Here is a 13,027-nt window from a genome sequence, read left to right on the forward strand (position 1 = left end):
CGGTCAAAGTGAAAAATTGACACAATCTTCATGAAGCAATTAATCAACGTGTTACTTTCGGTTGGGTTATATCTCAACGCATTGCATGAGGAAGTTGAATAGATGCAAGTACATGCGAAACCAGGGTTAAAGCTGATTGCGATTCTCGAAGCAATGAAAGGACTGTTGTCGTTTTCTGTCGCTTTGGGATTACACCTTTTAGCTGGAAAAGATTTGCAGCAGTGGGCTGAGGCTCTGGTGTTGCACGCTCATTTAAACCCAGCTCATCATTTACCGGGTGTGTTCATAGAAGCGATGGGGCGATTTCCGCAAGGCAATGTTCAATGGTTTATGCTGGGTGCATTGGCATACACGATTATTCGATGGGTTGAGGCTTATGGCTTATGGAAAGGACTTCGTTGGACGGAGTGGCTAGCACTGGTAGGTTGTGTGATCTACGTGCCTTTCGAAGTGTATGGCCTGATTCATCACCCGGGCATAATTGGAGCTGTGATACTTATCGTTAATCTCTTGATCATTGCCTATATTGCAAGAACGTTACAAGCCAAGCTTGAATTAGTTATACAAAGTTAGCTTGTGCTGAAAATCATATTTGTTATGCAAACCTGAACATGGGTACAGCAAATACTGTAATAGAGTGTAAAAAGCTGAAAACCTGAGAGCAGTATCGCTGGTTTCGAAGCGGAAAAAGGCTAGAGTGTCTAGTGCAGGGTATGAACCTGTATGTACAAGGCAGACAACGTCAGGAGGTTGCCATGGATAGATATTGCCCGAACTGTGGAATAGAGATGATCGACAAGAATCATGTTTCCATATGTCCGCGAAACGATATTGGAGAGTGTTCATATGATGGATATCAGAACACGCTAGAGCAGGCTAGCCAAGAGTACACGATACTCGGTAATGAAAAACGGCTAGAGGAAGCGCATTAGACATAGATGGTTTAATGAAAACTCCAAAAACAACAAAGCCCGCAATAAGCGGGCTTTGTTATAAAATTTGGTGGGTCCGGGCGAACTCGAATCGCCGACCCCTACCATGTCAAGGTAGTACTCTAACCAACTGAGCTACGGACCCAAATTTTCGTTCTTAGTGCATTTAAGCAAGGAGTGGTGGGTCCGGGCGAACTCGAATCGCCGACCCCTACCATGTCAAGGTAGTACTCTAACCAACTGAGCTACGGACCCATTCCTTAAGAACGAGATGGATATTACCGAGACTTTTTGGGTCGTGCAAGAGCAAATTATTGGTTTTTAAACTGTTTGCTTCACAACTAATCGAATTGGCGTTTTTTTATACCAAAATAGAAAAGGAGAGCGGGATTGCTCTCCTCTAAGTGCTTAATTTATCGTCCTCGCCCGTCGACCATGACGATGAGTGTTTTGGTAATGATGCTGATATCCATTAGAATCCAAGATTTTAGCGAACGCAGTGACAAGGCATAACTATGGTCAAAGCCGACTTTTCTGCGAACGTCATCGATACAGGTGTCATAGCCTTGATTAACCTGCGCTAACCCAGTGATGCCTGGCATTACTCCATAGGTACGGTCAGCAAAGTAAGGGATGGCCGTTTCTAGCTTATTATAAAAGCTAGGGCGTTCAGGGCGTGGGCCAATTAATGACATATCGCCGCGAATGACATTAAACAACTGCGGGATCTCATCTAAGCGTGTCTTTCTCAGGAAACGACCGACTGGAGTAATTCTTGGATCGTTCTCTGTCGCCCAGACTGCACCTGTACGCGTTTCTGCATCGATATACATGGTACGAAACTTAATGATTTCAAAGAACATCATTTGTTCTGGTGTCGATTTGCCCACACGCAGCTGCTTATAGAAAATAGGTCCTTTGGAGTCGAGTTTTATGGCTAAGGCAATCGCGGGCAAAATGGGTGACAGCATTAAAAGCCCGATTACTGCGCATAGAAAATCGAAGATACGTTTTGCTAACCAGATTGAATATAAAGAAGATACGTTGCTCATAAGATGCTCCTTATCATTGAATTCTTGTCCAACGAGTGGCTTCGAAACCGAACAAATAGCGTAAGCCACCAATTAGGTTGGCAAAGTGTCCTGCTACTATGTATGTGATTAATTGACAGTATTTATGGCTAAATATGTGTGGGAACACATGCCCCAGAATCGCAACTGAGTAAACAGCGAGCTGTGCAATGGTCGCGATGAAAAATAGTGGATGGTGAATAAGTACGACAGAAAGCGCCAGACACAGAATCATGAGGTATGGTGTTATCAGTCTTAAACCTTTGCCTGAAAAGAAAGCAAAAGCGACGCCTTTGTATCGTGGTAAAAACAATTCTGCCAATTGCAGGGCTTGCTGCATGTTGCCAGCAGAAATTCTGAGTCGACGTTTAAAGTCGTTGTCGGTGTTGGTTGCTTCAAGCTCTAATGCGATCATGTCCTTGTCGTAGTCCACTCGATATCCTTTACGAATAATCTCCATTGGAATGATGAAATCGTCGTTGATAACGTTTTGCTTGAGCGGTTCAAACAAGTGAGTTCTGAACAAATAGAAAGCCCCATGAGCGCCAAGTGTGCTGCCCAAACTCGCCTCATGCAGTTTCATTCTGCTTTGGTATTGCCAGTATTTGCTTTCACCTTCACTGCCACTAGAAAGTAATTGGTAATGTCCGTTAACAGCACCTACAGTTTTATCTTTGAAGTGTTGGTTGGCGACCAGCAGGGCATCGACAGAAATCAGAGCTGACACATCGCTCAATGCTGTAATGTCACTTGATATCGTTAGCATCTGCTCATTCACTAGTGCAACCTTTCCGCGGTTCTCTTCAAATACTCGAATTTCAAAATGTGTATCACAGCAAATGGCTTCTTGAATCGTGTTCTGAGCCACTTGAGCAGTATTGTCGGTACAACCATCACAAGCGACGATGACTTTATAGTGCTCTTTCGGGTAATCCAGACAGGCTAAGTTGCGAATTTTGTCTGCGATCCACTGTTCTTCGTTATATGCAGGGATAAGAATGGTGATGTCAGCACATTGTCTATCTGAACGAGCGATCTTGTAACCACGTTCGATTGGTTTTACTGCTTCCACAGGGTGGCGCTTAGAATACCAAGCAAGCACAAGAGGGTAGCCGACATGGTGATAGACGATGAGCCCAGCACAGATTGTGAAGAAAATTCCAATGGTCAGATCAATCATGCGTATTCCTCCTGTGTTATTGCGCTATAGGCATCCACCATTTTTCGAATGTCGTTATTGTTGACAACAAACTGGCGTGGTGAGGATTGAGGGGACTCAAGCAACATTTGGGATAGCTTTAAAGCAAGCTCACTACTATTTTCTGCTTCCGCAAGCTGACTTGTTATAGGACATAACGTTTCATTGGTACCACCAACGTTTGTCGCGACTGTAGGAACGCCACACGCTTGCGCTTCCAGTGGAGCAAGGGGGAAACCCTCGCATCTTGATGGCATGCAAAATACATCGAGAGCACGATAAAAGGTTGGCATGTCCTCAACTAAATCGAGAAACCGTACTTGATGAGAGATAGATAAGTCTTCAGCCAGTCGTGTTAATGCGTCCTTTTGGCTTCCTATGCCTGCAATAGCGAGAGTCACATTGCTATTAATGAGAGGGAGTGCCTTGAGAAGGATATCGTGACCTTTTACTTTTTCGAGGCGTCCAGCGGAGCCTATGATTTTTCCATGCGCAGGTAGGTCAAGCTCACAGCGTGCCTGTGCCTGAGATCCCGGTTTGAATCTTTCACAGTCTATGCCGTTTTTTATTACAGTGATATTGGCATAGTTGAGTTTCTCATCTAATTGCTCTTTAACTAGCCCAGCATCTGCCACCAGATTGGGACGGGATAATTTCAAGGCAAGGCTTTGCAACAGAAGATGTTTTTGGTTGTTAAGATGCCAAGCGTCGTGTTCTGTGTGGACTATTTGTTGTACACCTGCCAGTTTAGCTGCAGTCGCTCCATAAATCAGAGGCCCAATGTGGTGAGTGTGAACGACTCTAGGTTTAATTTGTTTGAATAGTTTACGCAGTTTAGATATCGCCTCAAAATCAAAACCGGGCTTCTTGGTTAGAAAGATAAGTTTATCTTCAACGTTCTTTAAGCTAGGCCAGTTTGCCAATGTTTCGCAGCGACTTCCTTCGAGACTGATCAGGAAAACGTTCTCGTCTGGTTTAGCAAACTTGAGCATGTTGATGGCTAATGTTTCTAATCCACCTGGTGCCAAATGCTGAACAACATGTATGGTTGTTTTCGGTTGACTGGTCATGCGATTTCCTTGGTGTGCGATGGTTTAAATTAGAAATTGCATAACCTGTGCCAAAAAAAAGTCCCTATATAACAGTGTTTTAAGTTTTCATGTGTGAGGTGTTTTATTTTGAGATTCTTTATGATTGAAACGGTTTTATTTTAGGAATTGCAGTGATCACCTGTTTGCCTGTTAGAGACTGCAACTCACTCGCGCTTCGAACCGAAGTATCAAAAAGCTCAATGAGCGTAGCGATACCGCAGCCTAGGCCAATGCCTGCGACGAACCCTGCGATAATAAATATGACTATGGGTAGGTTAGCTGGTGAACTTGGCGTATAAGGTAAATCAATGATCTTGACTCGCTTGTTTTGCTCAAAGATACCTAGTGAGCCTGTAAGTTGAGCCATCTCATACCTTTGAATCAACTCATCGTAGAGTTGTCTTTTGATTTGAACATCTCTCTGCAACTGGAACATGTCTTTTGCGTTGTCGCCGAAGCGGTTCGCTTGTTGCTCAAGATCTTCAATCATTTTACGCAAGCTTTTGGTTTCTTCACTCAGGGACTCAAACCTTCCCCGCACTAGCTGAAGGCTGTGTAACTGGGTAACGAGCAAAGGTTGAATTTGGCTGATGTCAGACAAAGTGTTGCTACTCGCGATATCCCAAAGTTGGTCGCTGCTGATATTTGGCTGCTCAACTTTAAGAAGTTCCGAACGTTCGTTTTCAAGTCGACGAAGTTCCCGCTGTTTGCCGAGGACAGCGCTATGACTATCAGTATATTTAGCTCTTAGTAAAGTTAGCTCACTGCGAATTTCTATGATTTGATCTTCAATTTTACCAACGACGGGGTTGGTTTTAGACAGTTGCTGATCGAGTGAGCCCAGACTCCGCTCAACCCCAGCAAGTTCCGCCTCTTTTTCGGCTAAGTTTTGCTTCAGGCTAGCAAGCCTCGCAAGACTCTGACTTTGCATTTCAGGCGTAACGGAGGCGTTTTTGTTCTTAAAATCGGCAAGTGCTGTTTCTGCTAAGTCGAGATCTTCTCTTCGCTTATCAATATGCATGGTGAGAAACTCACTTGAATCTTTGATTGAAGAGCGTTCTGGGGCCAGCATTTGCTCTATAAAGTGCTCGCTGACAGATTCTAATAATTCTTTCATGCCTTGAGGTTGAGCAGAAGAAAGCTGGATTTTAAGGAAATCCTTTCCAGGTTGGGTAACCGTTAAGCTTGCTGCGAGCTCTGCGATGACTTGATCCACTTGAAAAGGGGTCATTGAATCGTCAATCAGTCCACGCTCTTTGGCAACGGATCTTAAAATATGTCGACTCTTGAGCAAGGTACTCAGAGCTGCCAAACGCTCCTTGAGCATGGTTGAAACTGCGATATCTTCCAGAAACGGGTTCATTTTTGCTGTTTCCTGAATCAGCATACTGGTATGGGAAACGTATTTCTCCGGAGCCATTTTCCCGACGAAGTATCCAGCAAAAGGCATGATCAGCATTGGTAGAACAATTACGTACCTCTGCCTCCAAGCTGCATTAAGTATAATGATAAAGCGCAGTTTCAGTTCATTCATAGTGACTCCAGAAGCTGATTGACAACTCGACTTCGAGCATCCCAGCTGTCGCGACGAACAATCTCGGTATCAGTGTTTTCTATACTGAGAACCTGATTAAGTGATTGGCTAAACTGTTTCGCATCGTTGGCAATACTGACGTGTGATCGATAAGGAGCAAGTGCTGGAAACGGCGTTGTAACTACAGGTGTTCCGGCTGCTAGGTACTCCATCAGTTTTAAAGGGCTACAGGCTTGAATCTGATCATTGAACAAGAAAGGCAGCATGCTCGCATCCCAGTGCTGACTGTATCGAGGCAACTCTCGGTGTGGTTTTGGGCCCAAGTAAAATACATTTGGAAAATTCGGCAGAGGATTATGATCTAGTTCCAATGGCCCTATAAAAACGAAGTTCCAGTGAGGATTATCCAAACAGACTTGAGCTATCAATTTATAGTCCAGCCATTGGGATATGCTGCCGTAAAAACCAGCAATGGGCTTACCGTCTAAGGGAAGGTCTCGAGCACGGCTTACTGAGGTGTTAAATAATTCATAGTCTACGCCATGAGGGATGTGCGCGGTTTTTAATCCGTCAAACTTTTTGCAGATTTCCTCGCTTGCACCCAAGATAAGGTGAGCTTTCTCAGCCAGCCTTCTCTCATGATTACTCACTGTTTCATGATCAACACCAGCAAGTGAGTTGAAATCGTCTCCACAGTAATAAACAACCGCAGCTTCATCTAGGCTGCCACATAAGTCCGCTGCAGTCGGAAGAGAAGTCCACAAAATCGGTTTTTTTAGCCCCAGTTTTTCGATGATGGGCTTGAGTTGAGCTAGTAGCATAGACTTTGCTATTTCCCTTGCCCACGAAGATTTTGGAGCAGGGATAGTTTTTAAGTTTACGACAGTGATATTTGTACTCAGTTGCTCATTCTTCGACGAGTAGCCTTTTTTGCTTTGGCCTAGTAGTTTGGCGAAAGCCCGAGCAAAATCTTTTTTATTAAGCTTAGGCTGACGTAGGCCGATTGAGTTAACCCAAAGCACTTTTCTATTCGCAGCTAGTCGAGAAACGATGTGTTGTGTACTTGAAGGTAAGCCTCCAAAGTCTTCGCCAAATACGATGAGATCACGCATTATTCCATCTCCTTACTCGTTAGTTTACGAACCACTTTGGCGGGGTTGCCAGCTGCAACAACATAGGAAGGAAGGCTTTTCGTTACAACACTGCCAGCCCCTACGATGGTACCTTGACCGATAGTAACGTTCGGGCAGACGGTAACATTTGTGCCTAACCAAACGTCTCTTTCTAAGGTGATGTTGCCAATGTCTCTTTCACTATCGCCAGCCCCCAAGGCTCTTTTCCCCGCGTGTAAAGAATGGCCAGAATAACCAAAGAGAAACGCTCTACCGGCCATTCTTACGTTGTCGCCAATAACAATGCGTTTACCAACCGCTATTGTGGTTTGCCATCCGATGTCGACGTTGTTGCCAACGATAAGCTCTGTTTCTAATGATTGGGTTCGACCGCTGAATGTGCTTTGTCCTGAGATCCTGCAGTCGTCTCCCAAATAAATTTTAAGGGGGCCAGTTATGAGTGGAACACCACCAAATAGATAAAGTCGTTTGCCAAATTGAGTGAGGCGGCCTTTAAAGGCTGGCGTGTGAATCAGAATTCTAACCATATTGGCAAAGAGGGCTTTGCTTCCGTTGTAGAGAAAAGCAGTTGTTTTATTGAAGATACTTGGAGTTGGAAGGTCGCAAGCGCGAATGTTTTTCAAAATGACAAACAATTTGCGATAAACAGGGTTCGGGTTCTCTTTTAGCCAAATCTTGACCTCGTTAATGTGTGTAGCCAGCATAAGCGCCTCCGCATTTTTATATTTCAATAGGAGGTGTTACACGTAACGTGCCAAAAATTAAACTTATTAAAAACAACTGGTTATATATGAATCTTGTCGTTCTTCTGCGTATTCTCATTTTGAGAATGGTTTTGAACAATACGATTCAGGGCGATGCATAGAGCGGCAAGGATATAAATAGGCCAGGTAAAGCCTTGAGTGAGGAATGTGCCCGACACGATTGTGCCCATAATGCCAGCGTATACTGCCGCGGCTGTTGCGTGAAGGTAAGGGGAGTAATTATCTGGCACTGCATCTAGAAGTGACAGCGTTTGTTTGCTGGTTTTGACCAGTGAGTAGATACACCCAATGAATACTATCAGGCCAAGGAAACCTGTTTCTGCTAGCACACCAAACCAGGTCGAATGTACGGCATGGTTTAGTCCATCCCAGTGAGGGCTATAGAAAAAGTAATTGGCGTAGAAGTTGTTCAGTCCAACGCCTGTTAAAGGATTGGCCACAGCCATACCAAAAGCCGCTTCCCAAGCATAGAGCCGGCCCATCGCTGAAGCATCAATGCCTTCTTCAGCTGCGCCTCCTGACTGTCTGTCAGAAATCCCCGCTGCTGCAAACAGAACAAGTAAACCGATAGTTCCAATCAACGCGAGTAGAAATTTGGAACGTATAATACGCAAGCCGAATATTCCGAATACCGCGATTGATCCGAGTAATCCACCTCGGCTTTGGGTTGCGATAACAGCACTCAACGCCAATATCGTAGCGACTAAACCTAGAATTCGAACGCTGCCAAGGTTTTTTGTGGTCATCAAACTGATGGCAAAGGCAAGGGGGAACATAAGTACTAGTGACAAATCATTTGGGTCACCCAAAACTGAACCAAGTTGACGGCCAATGGTGACACGTGTTCCTTCTACTAGGCCAATGCCATTAATGGAATTGGATAGGGCTACAAATGCAATCAGACTTCCTGCTAATACGATTAGAATACTAATGCGTTTGACATTTTGAACGCTATTTACGAGCCATGCGATTGCCAGAGTCATGACGATGATCTTCCAATAGATCGACTTGAAGTAGGTAATAGCTAAACCGGGGTTGGATGATAATACGGCTCCAACAAGCACCAACAGCCAAAACACTGCGAACCAAGTCAGGCTCTGATGCCAGAACATCTGAAGATTTTTGCTGATTAAACTATGCCACAGCAGAGCACTTAAGGCTCCGACTGAAAGTAACAAAGGGATTTTTAGCGAGTAAAGAGCAGGGATGGCTTCGTGAATTCTGAAAAATGAAAACAGGACAAATAAGCTGACCAACCAAAAAGTTTGGTTTAGCACGAAAAGTATCCCAAGAGGCATCATGCTAATCACAATGGCAACAGCAGGATGAGGGACGAGCTTCCAAACCAGTGCAATGAAGATACATACGCCAGAGGTAATGACGGCTGGATAAAGCTTATCTGCATGCATCATAGTGTACGCTCCACATGATTATGACGATGAGCTTTTTGGACAGAACCTGCAGAAAGCGAAATAAATCTTAGTTTGTGCAGCAATGCGATTAGCGCCATAGGTTGCAATACCAGCATTACTCCAGCCGTTTCTAATGAATGATTGAACCATCCACTGATCGTGAATATTGAACTAATAAGGACAAACGCCAACAATGCGCCATACCTATAGGGAATATGGCATAGTGACTGGCTTAGGTGGTATATCAAAGTAAGGCGAATAAACTGGCCCATACACAGGCTGAGTAAGATAGCTGTAACGCCTGTTTCTTTAGTCAGCCAAGCACTGACGAGTGCCACTGCTGTCGCAACAATATTGATAATAAAAAGCTTGCTTGTTTGCTTTGCATACAACACACCGATATTGAGCATTTCTACCATTTCTTTGAGCAACATTATTACGATACACAGAACAACAAGCTGACCTGCAGATTGGTAGTCACTGGGTAGCGCAAGACTGATAAAACATTGGCTCATCCACATAACAATGACACTCAGGAAACACAAAGCGATAATGCCGTGTTGAGTGTTAAGCGCGACTTTTTCCTTGCCGAGAGTTTCAAGTACTTCAAAGCGCTTTGGCATCCACCACATATGGAAAGGTTGAATCAGAATCCCCAACGCAAGGGCAAATTTGGCGGCAACTGCATAAACACCTAAGGTTTCTAATGTGTGCGCTTCGGCAATGATCCATCGCTCGGCACCAGAAAGTCCAAATGCGACTGCGGCTGATAACATCAAAGGGAACGAGTATTGGATGTAGCGTTTGTAGTGAACAAGGGTAGGCAGTTTGAAAGAAAGCTTGTTGTGGAAATGGAGATAAGTTACCTGAAGTACGGCACACAGAACGCCAACGCTAAATAATAAAGTAACATCTGGATTGTTGGTGAGTATCAAAATGACCAGAGAGACCTGAATGAGCAAAGTAACAAAACTGATTTTGAAAAAAGTCACCGCCTTGTTGTTTAGTCTTAACCAAGCTAAGCAAATTGCGAGAGGTGCCTCAACTATTACTACGATCGTTATCAGTGCCATTTGTTCAGTGTTGATGGTTAACGCTGCATGAGACACGGCAAAATAACCTGCGAATAATACCCCTGCGAGTAGCAAGGATGTCGAAAAAGAACTGGAGTACAATTCGCATACTCGAGCAAAGCGAGTTGATGCATCCTTTATCGTACCAATGAAGCGATAAAGATTTTCGTGCATTGCTAAACCGACCATCAGGCTAAAAAAAACAGTGGTGATAGAAAGTAATTCAAGGTGGCCAAACTGTGATGGTGTTAAGTAACTTGCCATGAAGGGGAGCATGAGTAGAGATGTCCCTTTCATCATAAGCAGGTTCAGAGCATAGAGCGCCATACTGGTGACGTTGTCTTGTTTAAACCACTGCAATATTCTATGTCGCATAACATGTTCCTTAGTGGCTCTGAGGTTTAGGCTCACGAGATAGCTTTAGGTACGGATTAGGGTCTATGGTTTTAACAAAGTCTAAGTAGCGCTGTTCTGCTCTATACTCTTCAGCAATCATCATTCCATTATCAATACAGCGTTTGAAGTTGGTGCGATCTTTAACGGCATATAATAGGGCATCACACAACGAGTTAGCATCATCAGGTAAATATTTGATGCAGTTGAGATTGTGTGTCAGGCGTTTATCCCAGTAAGAACCATCTTGAGGGATAACGACACACATCCCCGCAGCTAAGGCTTCTAAAATGGACAAACCAAACGGTTCTTTGTGGCTGGTGGAAACAAAGATGTTGGATTGGCTTCTAATCGTGTCTAATTCTTGCGGGTCTTGGTACCAGTTCGTGTATTTAATTACAACGGGCGCGGTACTTGTCGGAATGGCTGTATCAACGGGCCTGATGTAACAGATGTTAGATGCGATTGGTTTGATATGTGCAGCATGTTTAAGTGCCTCGACAAACAAGTCCAGTCCTTTCCATTTTAATAAAGATGCAGCCCAAAAGCAGACGGGGAAATCTGTTTGGCAACGTGTTGGCCATCTGTCCTCGGGTAAACCGTTAACGAAGGTATGGTATTTGCGAGACGTCAAATACATCTCCACAAGGGAACCTGAGTCTTCTATGGACGTTTTGCGCTCCAGATATGTTCTCAGCGCGACAGAAATACTTGGTCTGCAGGAGGGCAGATAAAACACTTTGTCAGCAACAGTTAAGCAGTAACCGATAGACCTTGAATTTCCAACGTGTCCATGAATAAACTGAACTAATTCAATGTTCTTTAATAACTTTACAATGTAAAGTGGCATGTCCATACCGGGCCCAGATGCACCTATAGCTCTGTCAATGCTCTTGTACTTGATCAAGAAAAATAGAAGGCATAAGGCGGTATAACACTGACTTAGCCAATATAGGAGGCCGTAATGCTGCTTAGCCAATGGTTTTATAAGAGGCAATGCAACTATATCTACTGAGTGTGATGCTGTAAGCTTACAGCTCTTCCAGAATTCCACATCAGCTGTGGCGATAACAAAGTGGTTGATATCGGCTCGACACAAACTTAACGCTTCGACAGTGGCGATTTTTGATCCACCTTTGAATGTTATTGGGTCGAAGATCAGTGTTTTTGTCACGTTTGAATTAACCATGCTGACCTCCCATAGCAATGCGCTTTGCCAAATAGGTTTTTAGCGGGATAAATGTGCGCCAGAAAGAGACTGAAGGTTGGTGGGATACCATAATTTTCTTGTAAACACCGATGATACGATGGCTTGATAGCGAAACATTGAATTTGGTTCCGATGTGTTCACTGGCATTACTGGCGAGTTGTCGCCCAAAGTCAGGGTTGTCGACTAATACTCTCATGGCCTTGCTTAATGGGCCCACACCACTGTTGGGGTAGAGAATACCGGTTTCACCATGTTGAACAAACTCTGGGATACCGCCTTCAAAGGGTGCTACAACTGGAATCTTGGCGACAGCGGCTTCAGCAATAACGAGTCCAAAAGCTTCGCTTCTAGCACCGCTTACAAAGGCATCACAGCCTTTCAACCAACCTACTGCATTGTTTTGTTCACCGACAAAGTGAACCCTGTTTTCCAAATACAACTTCTTGGCGTGTTTCTCTAGCTCGTTTCTGAGTGGACCGTCGCCAATGACTAAAAGGTGTGTATTCGGATATTCAAAGTTCAAATGTCTTAACGCTACGATAAGCCGATCGATACCCTTGCGGTGAATTAGAGAGCCGACTGTCGCATAAAGGAAGTCGTCGTCGTTAAGTCCGAGTACTTTTTTCGTTTCGACAGTTTGTTGTTCGTCGAGTTTAGAAACATGCAATCCGTTATGAATGACTGACAAATGCTCACGAGGGTACCCCTCAGATTTGAGCTGGCTAGCAACATATTCACTGACAGAGATGATATGTGGGGATAAATGCAGGCCTAGTGTTAATCGGTCTCTGGCAGGATAGGGGCTGTGTAGCTGAGTCACCATTGGAACCTGTTTGATTCGGGCTGCGAGTACCATCCATTGACATGGAGCTCCACTGTTGACATGAACGACGTCAATGCTTTCTCTTTGGAGGATTTTACAAGCTTTACGGACCAGGTAGCCCCAACCTAGAAAATTGAATCTGGGGGCGAGCCAGCCAAGTAGGAGAGGGAATGCGTCAGCTTCGGATGAGATATTGTTGCGCAAGGCGTAACGGTGCAAAGAAGAGTTATTGGTCCATAGATGTATAGAGAACCCTTGGTCAGAGCACTGTTCCATTAGGTCAATGAGGCACTGCTCGCTTCCGCGAATCCAGTCATTTCCGTAGTGAACAAACAGTATTTTTTTCTTCATTGTTATTCCCCTTTGCCATTTATACGAGGAACAACGCAATTGA

General features: G+C 44.3%; 12 protein-coding genes and 2 tRNA genes. 2 read left to right on the top strand and 12 right to left on the bottom strand.

What is annotated here, in order from left to right:
* The first annotated feature begins 102 nt into the window (after positions 1-102).
* Positions 103-573: a DUF2127 domain-containing protein gene (locus tag L1D23_RS11210; protein WP_239866319.1), complete on the top strand. Its 471-nt coding sequence runs from the start codon at positions 103-105 to the stop codon at positions 571-573.
* Between the two features lie 182 nt (positions 574-755).
* On the top strand, positions 756-932 hold the full coding sequence (locus tag L1D23_RS11215) for a hypothetical protein (protein ID WP_019277768.1): 177 nt from the start codon (positions 756-758) through the stop codon (positions 930-932).
* 68 nt (positions 933-1,000) lie between these two features.
* Here L1D23_RS11215 and L1D23_RS11220 read toward each other — a convergent pair.
* The 12 genes from L1D23_RS11220 to L1D23_RS11275 all read right to left on the bottom strand — a co-directional run bounded on the left by L1D23_RS11220 (position 1,001) and on the right by L1D23_RS11275 (position 12,984).
* Positions 1,001-1,077 (bottom strand) — tRNA-Val (locus L1D23_RS11220).
* A 33-nt stretch (positions 1,078-1,110) separates the two neighbouring features.
* Positions 1,111-1,187, bottom strand: a tRNA-Val gene (locus tag L1D23_RS11225).
* Positions 1,188-1,345: 158 nt separating this feature from the next.
* Entirely contained in the window at positions 1,346-1,984 is a 639-nt protein-coding gene (locus L1D23_RS11230) for a sugar transferase (protein WP_239866321.1), read from the bottom strand.
* Positions 1,985-1,997: 13 nt separating this feature from the next.
* On the bottom strand, positions 1,998-3,182 hold the full coding sequence (locus L1D23_RS11235) for a glycosyltransferase family 2 protein (protein ID WP_239866323.1): 1,185 nt from the start codon (positions 3,180-3,182) through the stop codon (positions 1,998-2,000).
* Positions 3,179-4,270, bottom strand: a complete 1,092-nt coding sequence (locus L1D23_RS11240; protein ID WP_239866325.1) for a glycosyltransferase — start codon at positions 4,268-4,270, stop codon at positions 3,179-3,181. Before L1D23_RS11240 ends, L1D23_RS11235 begins: the two co-directional genes overlap by 4 nt.
* Positions 4,271-4,388: 118 nt before the next feature.
* Complete coding sequence (locus L1D23_RS11245) at positions 4,389-5,825, bottom strand: chain-length determining protein (protein WP_239866327.1); 1,437 nt, start codon at positions 5,823-5,825, stop codon at positions 4,389-4,391.
* Complete coding sequence (locus tag L1D23_RS11250; RefSeq protein WP_239866328.1) at positions 5,822-6,937, bottom strand: glycosyltransferase; 1,116 nt, start codon at positions 6,935-6,937, stop codon at positions 5,822-5,824. The genes L1D23_RS11245 and L1D23_RS11250 overlap by 4 nt, the downstream gene beginning before the upstream one ends.
* The gene (locus L1D23_RS11255) at positions 6,937-7,662 is read right to left on the bottom strand and encodes an acyltransferase (protein WP_239866330.1); all 726 of its coding nucleotides are present in this window, start codon (positions 7,660-7,662) and stop codon (positions 6,937-6,939) included. Before L1D23_RS11255 ends, L1D23_RS11250 begins: the two co-directional genes overlap by 1 nt.
* 80 nt (positions 7,663-7,742) lie before the next feature.
* Positions 7,743-9,134, bottom strand: coding sequence for an O-antigen ligase family protein (locus L1D23_RS11260; RefSeq protein WP_239866331.1), 1,392 nt, complete (start codon positions 9,132-9,134; stop codon positions 7,743-7,745).
* Entirely contained in the window at positions 9,131-10,582 is a 1,452-nt protein-coding gene (locus L1D23_RS11265) for a lipopolysaccharide biosynthesis protein (RefSeq protein ID WP_239866332.1), read from the bottom strand. Before L1D23_RS11265 ends, L1D23_RS11260 begins: the two co-directional genes overlap by 4 nt.
* Positions 10,583-10,592: 10 nt before the next feature.
* Complete coding sequence (locus L1D23_RS11270; protein ID WP_019275180.1) at positions 10,593-11,789, bottom strand: glycosyltransferase; 1,197 nt, start codon at positions 11,787-11,789, stop codon at positions 10,593-10,595.
* Positions 11,782-12,984 carry a glycosyltransferase gene (locus L1D23_RS11275; protein ID WP_239866333.1) on the bottom strand — a complete coding sequence of 401 codons (1,203 nt, stop codon included), beginning with the start codon at positions 12,982-12,984 and terminating at the stop codon, positions 11,782-11,784. The genes L1D23_RS11270 and L1D23_RS11275 overlap by 8 nt, the downstream gene beginning before the upstream one ends.
* Positions 12,985-13,027: the final 43 nt, after the last annotated feature.

Source organism: Vibrio sp. Isolate24, assembly GCF_022398215.1.
In the GTDB taxonomy this organism is placed as follows: domain Bacteria; phylum Pseudomonadota; class Gammaproteobacteria; order Enterobacterales; family Vibrionaceae; genus Vibrio; species Vibrio coralliilyticus_A.